The following is an 18765-nucleotide window of genomic DNA, read 5'->3' on the forward strand; positions in this document are numbered from 1 at the left end:
AACTACCTATTATTTTAACAATACCTTTTCCCACTCTTCCGGCTTGAATCCCACCAACACGAAATCCTCCCCGATGACCAAAGGACGTTTCACCAACTTCCCGTCAGACGCCAATAACTCCAATTGTTCCTCCTCGCTCATCCCGTCCAGCTTTTCTCTCAACTGCATGGATTTATACAACAACCCGCTCGTGTTAAAGAACTTCCGCAACGGTAAACCACTTCTCTCGAACCATATTTTCAACTCCTCCCGTGTCGGGCGTTCTTCCACGATATGCCGATCCGTATAATCCACTTTTTGCTCGTCCAACCACTTTTTCGCCTTCCGGCAAGTACCACACGCCGGGTACTCCAAAAATAAATATCCTTTCATCATTTTAATCTTAACATTCTCAAACATAAATCAACCTCGTCCGGGTAACCCGTATGTTTTCCCTCTACATCCGACAATTTCACGGCAGGCAAAAACACCTCGCTCCCTTTCGGACGACATTCAAATAACTTGATTACCATATTTAATGGTGTAACCCCCACATCATTCGTGAGATACGTTCCGATTCCATACACGTCATGCAGACGTCCGTTCACGAAAGCCTTGATCTTTTTCACTCCCTCCAGATCCAATGCATCACTGTACACGATCGTCTTACTTTTCGGGTCCACCCGATGTTTCCGGTAATGCTCCAATGCTTTCTCCGTGAATTCAAAAGGATCACCACTATCCCAACGTAAACCATCAAACAACTTGGCATACTTCGTGTCAAAACTATTAAAGAAATCATCGGAAGTATACGTGTCAGTCAAGGCAATACCCAAATAACCGTCATAAACATCCACCCAATTTTCCAACGCCAAGGCATTTGCCGACCGATAACCGAAATGCGCCCCGTGATACATAAACCATTCGTGCGGGTGAGTACCCATCGGAATCAAGTCGTATTTCATGGCAAAATAAACATTACTTGTCCCGTTCAACAAGCCCTTCATATTCTCTTTCAATATGCCGATCACTCGATCCTGCACGTCAAAGGAGTATCTTCTCCGGGTACCGAATTCGGAAATTTCCGCTTTTATATCCGCGAAGGCTCTTGCTTTCTCCGTTGCATTCCGTTCCAAATCACGGGCAACCTGTCCCGTCATCCGAAAATACAATTCGGAGATCATCGCCATTAAAGGAACTTCCCACAACACGGTCCGGTACCACAAGCCCCGAATTTCCACGTCTAGCTTTCCACCCTCCTGACTCACCTTCACCTCGGCAGGATTAAAACGAAAACCTTTCAAAAGGTCGAAAAACACCGAATCAAAATAATAACATTTTGCTCGCATAAACTTCTCGTTTTCCTTTGAAAGTACCACTCCCGCCATAGCCTCCACCTCTTTTTTCAAAGCATCAGCAAAACCGGGAGGGAAACTCGTATTTCCCCTGTTCACGAAACGATAAACCACTTCCGAATCCGGAAACTTCTTTTGTATGGCATTCATTACCGTGAACTTATACAAATCATTATCCAAAAAATCATGGATGATCATATTCCCCCCTTTTATGAAAACAATAAAGATTCCGACGTCTCAAAACGAGCCCCCATCCGGGCGGCCTTCTCGTAAATTGGAATAGCTAAATCCTCGCATCCCGAAATATTACCCATACAATCTTCCAGTATCACCAGTCGCTGAACTACCTCAGGATAATCAAACAACTGCCTCAACGTGTTTGCCACACAGTGACTTTTTGCCTCTCCGGCCAACCAGATCACGTCATACGACTCTAGCTCGTCCTTCAGTTTCATATTAAACTTTGTATCAGCAGCATAATCCAAAGGAATATTTGCCCGAAAAGCACCGAAAAACTCGGTTGAAGGATTCAAGCCCTTCTCCACCACCTCGTAATACTTTCCTTCTCTGGCCCAGCACGTCACGGCCTCCATCAACACGGGGGTTATGGCTGCCCCTTCACTCCCGTACAGACAATGTTCCGGCCAAATCATATGCTTATATTCCTCGTTTTCAATCAATCGACGCAAATAATCAATTACCTCTTCTCTATCCCCGAAAGGAATCCACTCTCCCGACAATACCTCCCACCATGAAATAGTTGTAAAAGGAGCCGGATGCTCTCCCCGCTTGTTCTTCCAATAGAACGGATGAGCGATGTCCATCACATGATGTTCATCTGCCGTGAGAATAATCTTATCAATAACAGTCATTTTCTCCTTGATCAACCGACTTAACCTCTCCACGTCTTTCTCTGCCCCCGGCACGTAAAGCGAACCCGAAGGCAAACAAAAATCATTTTGCATATCCACTACCAACAATACTGTCTTCATCTTCTTACAACATTCCTAAATCATGAAACATCACCCGATATTCTGCCGCTTTATCCTCTAAAGGCTTCGGGTAAGCCCGTGAAGACGAAGGCATCCGGTACACCCGTAAAGCCCTCCCTTTATATTCAAAATCACTGAAACCTCCCACTTTAGGAGCCTCAGCCCCGACCAAGGCCAGCAAAGTATCTGTTGCCTTCTGTCCCGTGGTTACAATCGCCTTACATTCGGGAATTCGTTTCAGCACGGCATCCAAATCCACGGGAGTAACAATCTCCAAAAACTGATCGGACGCATTTCCCCGTTGACGAATCACCTCCATCGCCGTGTCAAACAAGGCAACCCCGGTTTCTTCCAAAAAAGCGACTAACCGTTCCCGGCTAAACGCTTTCTTCCCCTTTTCTAAAAAATAATCTTTATCCCCGAAAAACAACACCCCATATATCCTCCACATATCATTTTGCAGATTCGGGTAATAAAACTCCATAGACCACCTCGCTCTTGGCGGTGGAAAACTTCCCAGCATCAACAACTTGGCATTTGCCGGCAAAAACGGCTCTAACGGATGCTTTTCTACTTCTATATGTTGATTCTTTATCTCCATTACCAACTTCTACGTTTTCTACAACATTTTTGTTAAAAAATGCCTTTCCTCTTTTTTATTTCCTACAAAGGTAAAAGAGATTATGAATTTCACAATTTATATACCTAAACAAATAAGCACCGATTCAAATTATTTATACCACAACTTAAACCGTACCAAAACAGTCCCCTGTAACTTGATCTTCTCAAAATCCACTCCGGCATCGGCACTTCCCCGACCGGCATCAAGAGCCACGTTCGACATATATTGGGCAGCCATCCCTCCCCAATGCTCTTCCCTGATATAAATAGCCTCTTTTATACTCTGACCGATCGCCGCGGCTAAGCCCATCGCTTTTTCCTTTGCCACCTTTATCGCATCCTCCTTAACCTCCCGACGTAATTTTTCAATCTGCGAATGATCCACCCGTTCCACTTCGGCCTCCACGCCACCCATCTGTTCCAATCCCGCGAAAACACGATCCAGCGTATTAACATCATGCAACAACAAAACGTACTCTTTTCTCAACTTCATAGCCCCGCTTTTCAATTTATAGCGATTCCCAGCCATATTCCTCACGGCTAAATCCTTCTTCACATCAATCCCTACTTTTTGCAACGTTTGGAACAACTTTTTCTCCTGTTGCTCCAACTCCGTCTTCCCTCTCTGATCCTTTTCCCTCAATATGATTTTCACGTAAATTTCATCCGGAACCACTTCCATCATGGCTGTCCCTGTTACCTCGATATAAGGCTGATCCAAAAAATCGTTTTCTTTACTTTGAGCCATCCCCAAAGCCAATGTTCCTAAAAATAACACGAGCAACAAAACCGTCTTTTTCATCATGCGGTAATTTTAAATGATTATTTCTTTTTCCTTTTCTTCTCCACAGACCACCCGAATTTACCAATTTTTTCTCCCAACTCAAAATATCCACCATGCAGATATACCAAAGGATCAGCATTCGCCAACTCAAACTTCCCGCTATCCTTATCCAGATAACGATCGTCCGCCTGCACGTTCACCACGTCAGCAATGAACACGTGATGTGACCCCAAAGGAATGATCTCCTTCACCCGGCACTCGATCGACACCGGCGACTCCTCAATAATCGGGGCCTTCACCACCGCAGCCTTTCCCGGTGTCAACTTCATCTCTTCAAACTTGTTATAATCCTTCCCGGAACGTACCCCACACCAATCCGTGGCATACGCCATATCCTTCGTGGTCAAGTTAATCACGAACTCCCCGTTCTTCTGAAGAATCGGGTACGAATATCGTTCCGGCCGCACCGAAATATAACACATCGGTGGATTCGTACACAACGTTCCCACCCATGCTACCGTCAACACGTTATATTCACTCGGTTCACTCCCACAACTCACCAACACGGCAGGTAAAGGATAAATCATATTTCCCGGTTTCCAGTTATGTTTCATGTCAATCTATTTTATGCAGGCAAAGATAAAGGAAAAGATCAGCTAAAAAAAGACCGGGTTCTCACAAACCCGGCCCGTTCACTACTCACTCATACACAAAACAAGTAGCATGGATGAACCTTATTTCTTTATATATACCAAAGCGACACAACCGCTTCCCATCCAAGGATCAAGCACTTTATTCGTTTTCGGGTCAAACGGCAAAATTCCATCACCGTCCTCTCCAAACATACCGTAAATCAAACCTGTTGTCGGATCGTACACCTGATCGGTGAAATAATTATCTATGGTTGCAACAACCGGATTATTGTAATCATCGCCATACCATTCATATTCTTCTTCAAATTCATGAGCTGTGGCTTGAGCGGTAGCGTCTTTACCTTCATTATTCTTGAACACGTAATGCTTCCCATCCGTTTTAACAAAATGATAAGATTTCATCATACCCTCTGCCGCAACATAATCATAGTAATCATCAGCCAACTCCCCGTTAATAGACACGTGATATACATCCGATCCCATATCTATTCGTAAACCGACAAACATATATTCTTCTCCATACAAGAACGTGCCTCCAGTTGAATAAAGCCGTATATACTCTAATTCGAATTGATCGGAGTAAGTATTCACAAGTTCTGCATTTCCATCACGTCCAACAGAATACAAGTTAATATCATAACTTTCCGTGTCATAAGTCAAAGCGTATAACTTTTCCCCATCCGTGGCAATAGAGAAACAACGTCCCGCATCTGCCCAAGCAATCTTTCCACCTTTACCCGCTTTTACATCATAATAACGTAATTCATAGGTACTCTTATTATCCACAAACGTTATAGCTTTGTAGTACACCACGCCATGATTATCCGCAACGATACCATCAATGTCACTATCCAAAGTAAACACAGCCTTCCCTCTCCTTTGTGCAGTAACATCAATCGGACATACCGAAGTCGTTGTCTCGTCGGCAAACACACCGTACAAAGTTGCCTCGACGTCAGGAACTTCAGCAAAAGTTATATCTCCCAACTCGTATGATTTCCCACCTTGCAACAAAATAACTTTACATTTACCGGCCACATCCGCCGATACCTTAAAAGTTATCCCGGCATCAGTAACTTCCACGATCGTGGCATCAATAGCCTCGGCAGCCCCTTCCGGTTTCACCTGTATCTTACAATCCTGAGCGAACCCCTTACCCGCGATAGTCACATTATCTCCGGCAACAGGATTTACCGTTGGCAGTTGTAAATCCGTAATCGGCATCTCGGGTTCCTCCGGATTATCCTTATCATCGGAACAAGCAATAAAACTCGCCAACAAACAAAATAATAACATTAATCTTTTCATAGTCTTTCATTTTTTTCACCTTGTACCCCAAAAGGTTCTGTTAGTGTTAATATTGACAAAGAGGTAGGGTCTGAATAAACCTCTTTCTATAATTATTCTTCTAACTTCCTGACATACTCCTGCACTGCCGCTGACAAACCGGGATTATTAAATTGCAGGGAAATCACGTAAGCTTGGTCATAGCATTTCTTCGCATCATCCTTGCTCCCCGAAGCCTTGTAACAATCGCCTAACATTAACAAACAACGCATCTGCGTTTCCGGCTGCAACTTGCTTTTCAGAGCTTCGTTCAACCAACTGATTCCCTGACGAGCCACTTCCGGCGTGATCTTTTCCCCCAGTACCTCGTACAGCGACTCCAACGCCCCGATATAATCTTGGGAACGAATACCCTCACCCAAACCCGCAAAATATTTCTCCATGTACAAACAGTACTTTTCGACATCTTTCTTGTTGTACAAATAATACTCCGCATCCAACAGCAACTTTAAACCGGAATACACGTCCATCTCTCCAAAATTCATCACAGAATCGTACACCACCTTCAAATCCCCCCGCACACGTTCCAACTCCATCTCGTAACTTGTATCTCCTTTTTTCGCCAACTCCTCCATCCGTGAATAACTCAACATAAACAGAAAATTGGAAACCTCGTTTTGATCAATTACCCGTGCATAATCATCAAAATGTGACAACACAAATTCAAACACCTCATCTTTCTTCTCCATCCCCGTATAATACATAGAGAAAATCTTCAAATCATTCGCCGTGATACAATCTTCCAACCGCATTTGTTTCCGGTAATCGGCATACAACTTCTCGATCCGATACTCCCATTTATCATGATCTTGACCGGACAAGCGAGCGATATATTCCGGACCTTCCAACAGGATCTCCTGCATCAGCAATTGATTTTTTTTATCCTTCTTTAATTTCTCGTAAAGCTGGTCCACGGGCAACACTTCTTTCAACGCCAACTTGGCAAAACGAAGAAAACCGTTCTTGTCAGTAGCCCCCAATTGCCGCCCCAGCACATTGCCTTCCGTATCCAAAATCAACATATTCGGGTATGCAGCAACTCCGTATCGTTTCACCTCCGGCAAGAAAGCCTTATCCTCGGCATTAATCTGGTAATTAACAAAATACTTGTTAAAATATTCCCCAACCTCATCATCCGGGAATATATTCTTGGACATCAGCTGACAAGGTCCGCACCAAGTGGTATAAAAATCGACAAACACTTTCTTGTTCTCGGCCCTCGCCTGTTTCAAAGCATCCTGAAAAGAACCTTTGAAAAAACGAATCCCCTCACCTCTTGTCCCGATAGTAAAAACGCATATAATCATTAATAACATAATCTTTCTCATAGCCATTTATTTTACTATTCCACGATAAAAGTGAACACGTCCGGGATTACCTCGGAATATCCTTCGTTCGATACCCTCACCGAAACCAAGTAATGCCCCACAGGCACACTTACTTTTAAAGGAAATTCCATTCTTCCGCCTCCCCGGATTTTCAGAAAACTCTTAAACATGGCAGCGTCACCGTCCACGGACGTCACGTCCACGATCTCGAACAGAAGGGGAGCCGTGCCATCAACCCCTTGACATTTCGGGGACACCCATGGGGCATTGTTCATCTTCCGGTAAGCATCTTTCAGCGGGTCCAATTCCTTGCGAATAATCATCGTGTCAGGAACGTACTGCGCATTACCCGTCTCCAAATACCCCGGCGTGGGGTTGTGACATCCCCACCAAACCAATATCAACCCGATCAAAACAAAATACTTTTTCATCTCTCCCATACTATTAATGATTAACTATTGCCCAATATTTATCCCTGTACATCTCTCCCAAATTATAACTGTACGGTAACGAATGTACCATCCCGTTCATCGGCCTCACTCCAATTGTTGCCGTACCAATTTCCTTGATCTTCTGCCCATCGTTATCAACCGATGCCATATTCACGATAACCGGTCCCATCTCGGGAATATGCATGTAGGGTTCCTGTATCGTCCACAACCACACCCGGTTACCCCAACGAGTGGTAAAAACATCACCCCCGCCGTCTATCTTTCCTTCCTCATTATAAGTAACTCTCGCAATATCATCGCGGGAAACGATCTCTTCTATCACGTGACTCAACACGATTTTCCGGCATATCTCGACCGGCACTCGTTGAATACTTTTGTAACCATGAACCACGTATTCTTTATCCGTGTTTCCCACTCCACCAATCTTATCCCAGACAAACCATTTGCGAATAGTGATATTCGTGGGGCCTAGAAAAGTGAAATCCTCCTTTTCGAACATCTCCCGTAACCCCGCACGATCAATAATCTTCACGATAGAATCCCAATCATAATGATTACTTTGTAAATATTCGTACATATTACCCTGAAACTCCTCCTCGCAAACACCCGTATCGATATAGTCGTATTTTGTACCGCAAGCCATAAACACACCTGCCACGACCAGTATAAACAACATCTTTCTCATAACTTATTTCATTTTTGACGCCCAAAACGCATTCTGGATCATTAAATCATTTTGTGAAAAGGCAGTCTGGGGAACAGGCATATAAAGCGCCCCGTCTTTCACATCATCCACCGACAACTCGCTAAAATTACCCTGCAATTCCGTTTTCCAATACCCATTACGAACCACGTCATAATAACGGTGTCCCTCGTACAATAACTCCTTCTCCCGCTCCCTGAAAATATCATATTTCAAATCCCCGCTATCATTCTTTGCGGGCCACATCTCGACTCCCGCCCTCTGGCGAATCACGTTCAAATCAGCCTCCGCTCCCACCCGGTCATCCATTTTCACTCGGCACTCCGCACGCAACAAGTACATATCCGCCAACCGGAAAATAACCCGATTCACATCCATCCCACTAAGCCAAACTTCCCCTGCAACCGATGAACCATAACGAGCATACCGCCATTTATAGAGATAAGCCAATCCCGCCTCTTGCCATTCCGGATCATCCAACTTATAGAAATAAGCCTCCCGACGGGCATCCCCTACCGGGAACAAGGAATTCACCTCCGCTATCGTTATTCCCAAATCCTTACTTTTAATCTTCATCTTTTCCTCTGTCTTCACAACTGGGGCTCCAATCATGGAATAAGCGGGTAAAAAAGTAGAATAAGAACTGACATCCTGATAATTAATTTCCAACTCAAAAATACTTTCCGCACTTTTTCTGTGCATCACCTCGGAACAAACCTCTTCCGGGTTTGCCGCGAGAGTATACCCCCCCACCTCATCGCGATACTTTTCCTCGATCAACTTGCTCGCCCACTTCTCCGATTCTTTCAAATCTTCCTGACCACCAACCACGTGGGCTTTCCATGCGTACAAGTGAGCCAACAGGGCGGCAGCACTTCCCTTGCACCCGTATTGCTTTGAAGTCAACGCTTTGTTATTCGAATTTTTCAGATTACCGTACTTGGGTAACATATCGTACGCCTGCAATGCAGCATGAATAGCCGTGTCCAAAACGACAGAGGCCGGACTTTTAGCGTATTTATCAATGTAATTGCTCCCCTTCGTGATAACGGCATCTCCCCACATCCGTACAAGGTAAAAATAACACATGGCCTTCACGAATTCTCCCTGACCACAATAAAAACGTACTCGTTCGGGAGCCACATCCTTGGCTTTCTTGTAATTATCGAAAAATAAATCCACGATAGCAAGCGTGTTATAATAAGCTCTCCATTGCTGTTGAGTGGAATGATTCAAAAAATAATCGGTATTCAACCCGCGTATTTTATTCATTTCAGACCCTTGTTTCACGACATCAACCCGGAGTCCAATAAGCTCTTGTTTGGTAACCATGGCCAAGGCCGTCCTCAAATTCCCGTGCATTTGTGTCACCAACGCTTCCAAATCCTGTTCCGTCGCAAAATAATGTTCAAACGTCACCCCGTTCTTCGGTTCCAGATCGAGAAGTGATTCGCAAGACGTGCATAACAACAAGACCAGTACACTATATAAAAATCTTTTCATAATCAACCTCTTTTAAAAATTTACAGTCAAACCAAAAGTCCATTTCCGCGCCAGAGGATACGTACGGCCATCATCAAACCCAGTCCCGATATTCGTCACCTCGGGGTCAAGTCCCGAATAATTTGACAACAGGAACAAGTCCTCCCCCGTCACGAAAACTCGGATGCCATCCACCCACAACTTCTTCATGATCCGTTTCGGAAGATTATACCCTATCGTTAATTGTTTCAACCTGCAATAATGCACGTTTTCCAGAGCAGCCGTCGTTTGCCCGGTGATATTGATCAACGTGGAATTGCCATATAAACCAAGTGTCTGGTACTTACTCCCGTCACTGGCAGACTGCCAGAAATCGGACAACGACACATTCGAAAAAACAGGATAAACCCCCAACCTTCCCTGAAGAGTACTATACTTGAACGAATTCACCATCTTACGCCCAAGCGTGTAAGTCAACAAAACATTCACGTCAAAATTCTTCCACCTGACCTCGTTGACCAATCCTCCGTAAGCCTGTGGCAACGTGGTCCCGGCATAAACCAAATCATCATCCGTAAGTTGTCCGTCACCATTAATATCCGCAATCCTACGCATTCCCTTCGTGAAAAAATACTCTTCGTCTCCCTCCGGTGACAACATTTGCTTTTTACCGGACTGATCGAACACGTATGGGACATCGGCATCACTCTCGATCATTCCCAAATCCTTGAAAAGATAGATCCCGCTCAACGGTTTACCAATCACCTTCTCTTGAAAATCCCTCCCCGAGTAACTCTTTCGGAAACGATTCCAATTCCGGGATACATTGAACCGTGTACGCCATTTCACTTCCGTGTCTCTCAGTATATCGATTTTTGCATCCAACTCCAACCCCTCGTTTGAAATTGCCATGGTATTTCGCCATTGTACCCCATTAAACCCGTACATGTCTCCGGGCAACACCTCTTTATTTATCAACGCACGCGTGTACTTGTAATAATAATCTATGGTTAGGTTCAAACGGTAATTAAAAAAATCCATATCCAACCCGAAATCATATTGATCCGACTCTTCCCATTTCAGCTTCCGGTTTATCACCCCCTCGGGTTGCATTCCCTGTACCCCGTCAAAGATTGTTCCCGGAGACATTAGCCCTTGTGCCAAATACGGGATCGCAAACTGGCTACCGGAACGTCCCCAACTTGCCCGCACTTTCCCGTAATTCAACCACCATGCCCACTTCATGAAACGCTCGGTTGAAAAGGCCCACCCGGCCGCCACGGACGGAAAGGTAGCCCAACGTACATCTGCGCCGAACAGCGAAGACCCGTCCCGCCTCACCGTGACTTCCAACAAATACTTCTTGTCATAATTGTAAGCCAGTCGACCGAAATAACTCACCATAGCTGTTTCCGAAAAACTGGAACTATAATCTTTCATCGCACGATAGTCATCGACCTTCGGATCGTAAATCAAATCCGGGAACCCACTCCCGACATACTCAATCCGGTCACTCGGCCCGCGTAACCCGTGACCGCCATTACTCCAACTTTTACTACCATCATACGCCACCCCGAACAACAAGTCAAAATTATGCACCTCGTCAAGCGAGAACACGTAACTTAACAAATTCTCGTTGGACAACAACATATCCCGGGCAATATCTCCCGATGATTTACTTTCATTATAACCACTCGCATCCAAATAACTGGGAGTAAATTGATTCTGGTTCGCCTGCGTGTAATCCAACGCCAAGGAAGTCGTGATCGACAATCCTTTTAATATCTCGTATCCCAATTGCAAGTTAGCTCTTAAACGATAAGAAGTGTTATTTTCTACCTGTCCGTTTAGCATCTGCAACATTTTCTTCTCTACCGCTCCCCCCTTCAAAAGCAACGAAGAGGTATAATTAGGATCGACCGTGAATCCCTCGTATTTAAAGGCATCTCCCGATGTTGCTCCCCGACTTCTGTCCGTGTATGCCAAATAGAAACGACTATCCACGGTCAACTTCTTCACGGGATTGAAAGAAAGATTCGTCAACAAATTCACGCGTGAAAAGTCACTTCCCGGCATAATCCCCGTTTCCTTGTAATATCCAGCCCCAACCATATACGTCATCCTCTCCGTACCGCCACTCGCCTGAATATTGGCATTCAGAATCTTTCCCGTGCGAAAGATATACTTGTACCAGTTCGTGGAATTATTGAAAAAAGGATTCAAAGAATCTTGAATAATATTTTTAGCTTCCAACCCCAAGCCACGATCCCAGAATGCATCATATATCGCCTCGTTATTAGCAGCTTCCTCGTATGAAGTCGGGTACTTGTAATATCCCTTCCCCTTCACCTCGTAGGCTCCTTTTTGTGCCCGCATGACAGCTATGTGATAAAGGCGTTCCGCCCGCCCACCCAACTGTGTCGGGGCCTCAGGTAACACGGACGCCGAATAGGACAGGTTCACGGAAAACTTTCCCTCACCTGCACGTCCTTTTTTCGTGGTAATCAAAATCACCCCGTTCGCGGCACGTGAACCGTAAATGGCTGCCGAGGCGGCATCCTTCAACACTTCCACCGACTCTATCGTCGAGGGATCAATTTCCGCTATCGTGTTCGTTCCCGTCACCGGGGAAGTAAACGAATGAACGGGTACCCCGTCGATCACGTATAACGGAGAACCATCACCACCGCCCGCTTCATCCAACCACAAGGAATTATACCCGCGTACCGCCACGTTCGTACCCCCACCACCGGGAGAACCCGACTGGATATTCACTCCGACTCCCGCCATACGACCTTGCAACAAAGTTTCCAGACTTGCCGCCGGAATCTCTTTTATATCATCCGCCTTGATCGACGACACGGAAGTTATCAACTCCCGTTTCTTTCTCGACCCGTAAGCAATAACGGTCACTTGATCCAAGTCGGAAACCTCTTCTTCCAATTTCACGATCATATCTTTATCGGGAGTAATGGCTACTTTCTTTGCCTTAAAACCTATAAACGAGAAAACCAAATTCCCCTTGGGCTTATCAACTACAAGTGTAAAAGCCCCGTCAACAGCCGTAGCGGTCCCTATCGAAGTGCTATCCAAACGCACCGTCACGCCAATCATAGGTTCTCCTTTCACGTCCACCACCACACCTTTTAATACATATTTTTTAACCGTACTATCGGCTTGTTTAGGCCTGATAACCACCATAATTCCATCTACCCTGTAAGTAAACGGCATATCCTTCAATACTATATCTAATATTTCCAGTACTTTTTTATCCTTCACATCCAAACTCACCTTTTTTCCCTTCACGTCATCGTAATTGAACATGAATTTGTACACGTCCGCCTTCTCCAACTCCTTGAACACGGAAGATAACTCTTGGTTCACGAACTTAAAAGAAACTTTATTCTCCTGCGAGAAACCGGAAAAACCCAGTAATATAAAAAACACCCACAACACCATCCCACGCCACCTTTGTCCCGGTCTTAAACAAAACAATTTTCGCTTTCTTTTCATGATTTTATCTGTTTTAGTATTTCAAATATGACATACAATACCCTGTTTGAGAAAACATTTTTCTCAAAACCACTATGTTTCAAAGCATTAACTTTCTATCTACAAACTACTATACAATTACCCTGATCCTCTATCTTCAATTTTTTCATCTCATTCAAATGCTCCAGAACTTTCCGGAATGTATCTTTCCGATCCGCCCAAAACTGAAAACGTAACTCTTTCAATTCTAAATCTTCATAAATTACCGTGAAATTATACCAGCGTCCCAATTCTGTCAAAATATCCTCCAATCGCTCGTTATCATAGTAAAAATACCCTTCTTTCCAAGAAATAAACTTCATCACATCCACTTTCGACACCCTCACTTTCCCCTGACTATACAAGGCGTTTTCGTTCGGTTTCAGTAATATCTCCCTTGAATCTTCCGGAACTTTCACGGCCACCTGCCCGTTCACCAAAGTAACGTTCACCTTGTCTGTCAGGTAAGCCTGCACGTTAAACTCCGTTCCCAGAACACGAGTTTGCAAACCTCGTGTTTTCACGATAAACGGACGCTTTTCATCCCGGACCACTTGAAAATAAGCCTCCCCGGACAATTCCACCACCCGCCTCTCATCCTCAAAAGTAACCGGGTAACGAAACTCCGTTTCCGAATTTAACCATACTTTCGTCCCATCATCCAGAATCACGAAATATTCTCCGCCACGAGGCACTTTCAGCGTGTGTAACTCCTCCGATTTCCCCATTAATTGCCGCGGTGTATAAACCAGTCCTCCCAAAGAATCCGTGGACAACACTTTAAATGTTTGTGGCAAACGTTGCATCAACAAAGCCTCATTCTCCCGGTTCAGACAAATCTCCTCTCCATCATTTAAAACAAGTGTCACCCCTTCACTCTCGACATGATCCTCTTCCACCGGCACCATCACTAAATCCTCCTGCATCACAGGAGACGGGCGGCTCCACAACCAACCCACCGAAATAAGTATCCCGATACAAGCCGTTGCCATCGCGATCCGGTAAACCCGTAAAATTCTTTTTCGGAAAAGTTTCCGACTCAACTTTTCCCACTCCAAATTCACATCCGGCCGTAACCCGTCAACAGTTCTCAGACTCCCCTCCCGCACCCGACGCAACTCTTCCAGCAGTCGGCAATGCCCTTCATCCCGCAACCACAGCCTCATTTCCTCATCATCAATCAGCTCCGGATGATTTAGTACCCGAACGGCAAAGTCAATATCTACATAGTTATACTTTCGTCCCATTTTATCTTGTTCATATATCCATACACGTAGACACTGGCAAAATGGGTAATGCCGAAAATCACTTTTTTTATCTTTTTTCAGCTCTTTTTTTCATGCACAAGAAAAATAGAATAAAATCCTCTCCGGAAAACTGTTCTCTTAACAATCGTAACGCTTTCATTACATGAGCTTTCACTGTATTCACCGTGATCCCGAACTCAACCCCGACCTCATGGTATTTTTTCCCTTCCAAAAAACACATTTTAAACACATTTCTAGTCTGGGCAGGTAATTCTTCCACGGCATGATGTATACGTTCTATCAACAATTCGTACTCCCGCAGTTCCCTCTCATCAAACGCCTCCGGTTGCTCCTTCATGTACGCCACGAAACGTTCCATCGTCTTCTGATGCCTCAACTCGTCCAAGCACGCATTACGAACGAGCCGATATACAAAAGGAACCAGAGAACTGGAAAATTCCAACCTATCCCGTCCCACCCACACTGCCTCAAACGCATTACTCACCACATCTCTAGCAAGTTCGCTATCATTCAGAAAACTAAGGGCATAATAATACAACCGGGTATAATTTTCCCGGAACAATTGTTCTAAATAACGTTTTTTATCCAATATAGTAAACATATGCCCCATATTAATTGTCGACAAATATAGGGCAAAAAATAAAAATATGAAACTATACTAAAATAATAACTATCTATTTCAAATATTCCGTGATCTTTTGTTTTAATCTTTCCATCCTCCAGTTTCTTGCGATGATCCGATTATTCTCATCCACTAAAATCGTACAAGGAATTGAAGAAACACCATACATCTTAGCGACCGACTCTTCACCGGAAGAAATCATTCCATGATATTTCCAAACCAACTGATCCTCTGCAATGGCCCTCATCCAATCCTTTACCCTCGTATCCGATGAAATACTAATCACCTCAAAACCTTTTGAATGAAATTCATGATAAAGAGCCATCACGTGAGCATTTTCAACCCGACATGGTCCACAATAAGAGGCCCAAAAATCTATTAACTTCAATTTACTCTTCACTCCATAAAGAGAAAAAGAATCCCCTTCCGGAGTATTCAACATGAAATCAGGAGCAATCTGCCCTTCCGAAGTTGCAACAGCCTGACGGATCATCCACATCTCACCTTCCACCTTAGCCAATCGCTCCTCAAAGCCTCTTTCTTGGAACCATACCTTAGCCTGACCTCCAAGTAAACTATACCTTTCTTTTATCATCTCCCATCCCCTTATCTCCAATTCCAACGAAGGGATCTCGGAACCCAAAGCATAGTCAAATTGGCGTGTACGTAGCTCATAATTCACAATACCCCTGACTATAGCTCCGGCAGAAGCATTCAAATTAGGATTTGCTCCTACTAATTCCGTTTCCTTCGCCTCGTACTCATCTATAAGTTTCAGAAATTGTATTCCTATAGAATCTCGTTCAGCCTCTGTAGCCTCCAAATACACCTTAAACAAAAACTCTTTCCCATCCACCAACTGTTTTTCATTCCGATAAAATTCACTCGCTAAAATCCGAGCATCCGTATTCTCAACAATATCACAATGATCCTTTTGAAAACTCAAATACGCCATGTAATCTTTATTCTCCAAAATAAAATCTTTACTTGTTTTCACCTCATCACTCCACGCTTTCACCACCTCCAAACAAACAACTTTTGCACCATCCACTCTTCCCCTCAACTCGAAACGTCCATTTATCACATCCGCAAAAGCTAAAGTATCCACGCTCCCGTTAGTTCTCGTAAACAACACAATCTTACACTCTTGCGAACCCTCATAAAAGCCAGCAATACGAAAATCTCGTGTACGACAAGCGATCATACTACAAATCAATACAATAAACAAAGCAACCTTTTTCATCTATAAATCATTTAAAAGACACAAAATAGGAGTTGAAATCACAATTTTAAATATTGTGTCCCAACTCCATCCATCAGTCAAAAGCACGCATTTTATTTCCCTTTTCTACGAATCAATACAACAACTCCAAACGCCAAAATCAATGCAGGAAGAATCCACTTCAAAGCGATTGTCATAGCTGAAGCCGCCTCATAACTAAGAGTGAAATTATTATCTATTTTCCCCGGGCGCACCGTATTCACGGGTAACTCCTCGTACGATAGCCAGTCAAACATGGCATCAATCAACACACTATTTGACGAAGGCAAATTTCGTCTTAAAGCGGACAACTCACCCATACTGAAACAATCGGCATCACCAACCACGATAATTCGTTGATCCCGACCATGACATTCCCGGTTTAAGGCCAGCATGGTTGTTTTTACCCCTGCCTGCTCTCCCATACATGGGTCCAAACAAGGAACTTCATTCACGAAATCAATCGTCTGTCTCTCGTTCCAACAAGCGGAATCCCGACTTATTAACACTGGTATCGTTTTAAACCCTTTATTTTCAACAACCTTCAATGCGGCAGCTCCGGGCATCGTAAAATTATCATCTATCTCACACGACCGCTTAAAGAAACGAGATATTTTTCCAGCCTCCAGTGTCGCACGACACGATAATAAATTGACGGGATAATCATCTTTTGGATGTTGTACCAAAATTCCTTCTTCGAAGTGTACTCCCAACATATCCATAACCGGTTGTAAATACATATCCGTGTTCGGTTTTCCGGCAACAATCAAATTTCGGCCACTCTCGATATATCGTTTCAATGCATCTAACTCTACTTCAGAAAATGGTTCTAAAGGCTCTGCCACAACCAACACGTCCAGACTATCCAATCCACGCTCGTTCCTTCCAAGATAAACCTTCTCTATATCAAACCCTTGATTAATCAATGCCTGTCGATTCGTTTTCTCTGCCATCATATAAGAGTAATCCCGATTACGATCTCCGGAAACAGAACGGGCTCCATGATCAGAAACAAACCCGACCCGGGGTAATTTCATGGCAACACGTTTCAAGGCTGCCGAAATCTCAATTTCAGACGGGAGTTTCCGGGAGTCATAAAATGTCCGTAAAAAAGTCTTTTCCCCATTCTCCCGCTCAATCAAACTGACAAAACGATACCCCTCGTCCGAAAGATCAATCTCCTTTTGAACTTCATCGATTGTCAAAAAACGTCCTAATCTCGCATTTCGAAGTTTTGCTTGATCTTCCACCGCATCCTTCCACGTTTTACCACGAAAATAATAATTAAATGCCCGACTTGTCGTGTCCATGTAATAATAAAATACATATTTCAACTTCATTTCCGGCTTAAAACGAACAAATCGTTCGTAACGGGCCATATCCCTCGTAATCCGTTTATGATTGATACTATAATTCATATCCATCAGATTAACATACGTCGTGATGGTCAACCCGCCATCCAACTTGGAAACAATATCCTGACTTGCTTGAGTCAGCGTGTTTATCTTGTTAAACGTGGAATCATGATAAAACTTTAACACCGGGCGAGAAGTGAAATAGCCCAACAACATAGCAATCATAAAAACACCCAAATAACGCACTGTCTTATTGAGAAATGAACAACGTTCCCTCTTCAACTGCATCTTCAAAATGGCAAATTCAAGGAACATACAACTCAATATGACAAAATAAAGTACATCCTCGCTACCAATCAACCCCTTGATAAAATTATTCGTCCGGTTTCCAATGGCCAACCAATAAGTAACTTCCCGCACGAAAGCATACTCCTGTCCCACCTCAGATATAACTCCCAAAAATGCAAGCATCACCAACATACCAAGTGCCGCCACGATTTGATAAGTTGTCAAGGTCGACATAAAAAGTCCGAGAGCCGCGTAAAATCCCAACAACAAAAACAATCCCAGTAACCCGGTCAAAACAGCCTGCCATTCAAAAGAATCCACCAACCCCCACGCAATCAACACGTAAAACATCAAAACGCCCATTATAGTCAAGCCGTAAAGCATCATTCCGAGATATTTACCGAGAATGATCTGTCGACTCGAAATAGGAGAAGAAAAAAGTAACTTGATAGATCCCCTGTTAAACTCCTGACTAATCATTCCCATCGTCAACAAAGGCATGATAAAAAATAACATTAATTTCACCGTTTTCCAAATACCTTCATCTCCATAAAAGATCTGTTCCGACATGGCATAAAACATGGCATCCCCGTCAAGTTCCTTGTATTGGGCAACCCCTTCGAAAAACTTCGTGAACGTAGACCCCATCATAAATACCAAAATAACAATTAACAACCACGCCACGGGCGAATAAAAAAGATTGGACAACTCTAACCGGGCTATTTTATATATTGCTCTCATGAT

The 18765-nt window shown here is 43.9% G+C and carries 16 protein-coding genes; all 16 read right to left on the reverse strand.

The features are described from left to right. Positions 1 to 9 precede the first annotated feature (9 nt). The 16 genes from QVC79_RS04300 to QVC79_RS04375 all read right to left on the reverse strand — a co-directional run bounded on the left by QVC79_RS04300 (position 10) and on the right by QVC79_RS04375 (position 18762). Entirely contained in the window at positions 10 to 372 is a 363-nt protein-coding gene (locus tag QVC79_RS04300; RefSeq protein ID WP_162613711.1) for an arsenate reductase family protein, read from the reverse strand. Further along, a complete protein-coding gene (pncB, locus tag QVC79_RS04305) occupies positions 372 to 1532 on the reverse strand; it encodes a nicotinate phosphoribosyltransferase (protein WP_270593563.1) in 1161 nt (386 codons plus the stop codon). Before pncB ends, QVC79_RS04300 begins: the two co-directional genes overlap by 1 nt. Before the next feature lie 11 nt (positions 1533 to 1543). Next, positions 1544 to 2326, reverse strand: coding sequence for a cysteine hydrolase family protein (locus QVC79_RS04310; RefSeq protein ID WP_087419856.1), 783 nt, complete (start codon positions 2324 to 2326; stop codon positions 1544 to 1546). Between the two features lie 4 nt (positions 2327 to 2330). Continuing rightward, complete coding sequence (locus QVC79_RS04315) at positions 2331 to 2927, reverse strand: uracil-DNA glycosylase family protein (protein ID WP_270593561.1); 597 nt, start codon at positions 2925 to 2927, stop codon at positions 2331 to 2333. 129 nt (positions 2928 to 3056) lie between these two features. Continuing rightward, positions 3057 to 3749: an SIMPL domain-containing protein gene (locus QVC79_RS04320; RefSeq protein WP_158572030.1), complete on the reverse strand. Its 693-nt coding sequence runs from the start codon at positions 3747 to 3749 to the stop codon at positions 3057 to 3059. 20 nt (positions 3750 to 3769) lie between these two features. Then, positions 3770 to 4345, reverse strand: coding sequence for a flavin reductase family protein (locus tag QVC79_RS04325; protein ID WP_270593559.1), 576 nt, complete (start codon positions 4343 to 4345; stop codon positions 3770 to 3772). Between the two features lie 120 nt (positions 4346 to 4465). Further along, on the reverse strand, positions 4466 to 5692 hold the full coding sequence (locus tag QVC79_RS04330; protein WP_270593558.1) for an IPT/TIG domain-containing protein: 1227 nt from the start codon (positions 5690 to 5692) through the stop codon (positions 4466 to 4468). 92 nt (positions 5693 to 5784) lie between these two features. Next, positions 5785 to 7059 carry a thioredoxin family protein gene (locus tag QVC79_RS04335; RefSeq protein WP_270593556.1) on the reverse strand — a complete coding sequence of 425 codons (1275 nt, stop codon included), beginning with the start codon at positions 7057 to 7059 and terminating at the stop codon, positions 5785 to 5787. A 14-nt stretch (positions 7060 to 7073) separates the two neighbouring features. After that, entirely contained in the window at positions 7074 to 7499 is a 426-nt protein-coding gene (locus QVC79_RS04340) for a hypothetical protein (RefSeq protein ID WP_270593555.1), read from the reverse strand. Positions 7500 to 7503: 4 nt separating this feature from the next. Next, positions 7504 to 8196, reverse strand: coding sequence for a hypothetical protein (locus tag QVC79_RS04345; protein ID WP_270593553.1), 693 nt, complete (start codon positions 8194 to 8196; stop codon positions 7504 to 7506). 3 nt (positions 8197 to 8199) lie between these two features. Then, on the reverse strand, positions 8200 to 9717 hold the full coding sequence (locus QVC79_RS04350; protein ID WP_270593551.1) for a RagB/SusD family nutrient uptake outer membrane protein: 1518 nt from the start codon (positions 9715 to 9717) through the stop codon (positions 8200 to 8202). A 12-nt stretch (positions 9718 to 9729) separates the two neighbouring features. Continuing rightward, positions 9730 to 13209: a SusC/RagA family TonB-linked outer membrane protein gene (locus QVC79_RS04355; RefSeq protein WP_270593550.1), complete on the reverse strand. Its 3480-nt coding sequence runs from the start codon at positions 13207 to 13209 to the stop codon at positions 9730 to 9732. A 95-nt stretch (positions 13210 to 13304) separates the two neighbouring features. After that, positions 13305 to 14474 (reverse strand): FecR family protein, encoded by a 1170-nt coding sequence (locus QVC79_RS04360; protein ID WP_270593549.1) that lies wholly within the window; start codon positions 14472 to 14474, stop codon positions 13305 to 13307. A gap of 67 nt (positions 14475 to 14541) precedes the next feature. After that, a complete protein-coding gene (locus tag QVC79_RS04365; protein WP_270593548.1) occupies positions 14542 to 15096 on the reverse strand; it encodes an RNA polymerase sigma-70 factor in 555 nt (184 codons plus the stop codon). 73 nt (positions 15097 to 15169) lie between these two features. Further along, entirely contained in the window at positions 15170 to 16360 is a 1191-nt protein-coding gene (locus QVC79_RS04370) for a TlpA disulfide reductase family protein (protein ID WP_270593547.1), read from the reverse strand. Positions 16361 to 16452: 92 nt separating this feature from the next. Then, a complete protein-coding gene (locus tag QVC79_RS04375) occupies positions 16453 to 18762 on the reverse strand; it encodes a Gldg family protein (protein WP_270593546.1) in 2310 nt (769 codons plus the stop codon). Positions 18763 to 18765: the final 3 nt, after the last annotated feature.

The organism is Butyricimonas sp. (assembly GCF_019423355.1).
GTDB lineage: Bacteria > Bacteroidota > Bacteroidia > Bacteroidales > Marinifilaceae > Butyricimonas > Butyricimonas faecihominis.

Excerpts from the sequence above, each read along its gene's own strand:
- QVC79_RS04300 (WP_162613711.1), bottom strand. The coding sequence starts at position 372 with ATGAAAGGATATTTATTTTTGGAGTACCCGGCGTGTGGTACTTGCCGG.
- pncB (WP_270593563.1), bottom strand. The coding sequence starts at position 1,532 with ATGATCATCCATGATTTTTTGGATAATGATTTGTATAAGTTCACGGTA.
- QVC79_RS04310 (WP_087419856.1), bottom strand. The coding sequence starts at position 2,326 with ATGAAGACAGTATTGTTGGTAGTGGATATGCAAAATGATTTTTGTTTG.
- QVC79_RS04315 (WP_270593561.1), bottom strand. The coding sequence starts at position 2,927 with ATGGAGATAAAGAATCAACATATAGAAGTAGAAAAGCATCCGTTAGAG.
- QVC79_RS04320 (WP_158572030.1), bottom strand. The coding sequence starts at position 3,749 with ATGAAAAAGACGGTTTTGTTGCTCGTGTTATTTTTAGGAACATTGGCT.
- QVC79_RS04325 (WP_270593559.1), bottom strand. The coding sequence starts at position 4,345 with ATGAAACATAACTGGAAACCGGGAAATATGATTTATCCTTTACCTGCC.
- QVC79_RS04330 (WP_270593558.1), bottom strand. The coding sequence starts at position 5,692 with ATGAAAAGATTAATGTTATTATTTTGTTTGTTGGCGAGTTTTATTGCT.
- QVC79_RS04335 (WP_270593556.1), bottom strand. The coding sequence starts at position 7,059 with ATGAGAAAGATTATGTTATTAATGATTATATGCGTTTTTACTATCGGG.
- QVC79_RS04340 (WP_270593555.1), bottom strand. The coding sequence starts at position 7,499 with ATGGGAGAGATGAAAAAGTATTTTGTTTTGATCGGGTTGATATTGGTT.
- QVC79_RS04345 (WP_270593553.1), bottom strand. The coding sequence starts at position 8,196 with ATGAGAAAGATGTTGTTTATACTGGTCGTGGCAGGTGTGTTTATGGCT.
- QVC79_RS04350 (WP_270593551.1), bottom strand. The coding sequence starts at position 9,717 with ATGAAAAGATTTTTATATAGTGTACTGGTCTTGTTGTTATGCACGTCT.
- QVC79_RS04355 (WP_270593550.1), bottom strand. The coding sequence starts at position 13,209 with ATGAAAAGAAAGCGAAAATTGTTTTGTTTAAGACCGGGACAAAGGTGG.
- QVC79_RS04360 (WP_270593549.1), bottom strand. The coding sequence starts at position 14,474 with ATGGGACGAAAGTATAACTATGTAGATATTGACTTTGCCGTTCGGGTA.
- QVC79_RS04365 (WP_270593548.1), bottom strand. The coding sequence starts at position 15,096 with ATGTTTACTATATTGGATAAAAAACGTTATTTAGAACAATTGTTCCGG.
- QVC79_RS04370 (WP_270593547.1), bottom strand. The coding sequence starts at position 16,360 with ATGAAAAAGGTTGCTTTGTTTATTGTATTGATTTGTAGTATGATCGCT.
- QVC79_RS04375 (WP_270593546.1), bottom strand. The coding sequence starts at position 18,762 with ATGAGAGCAATATATAAAATAGCCCGGTTAGAGTTGTCCAATCTTTTT.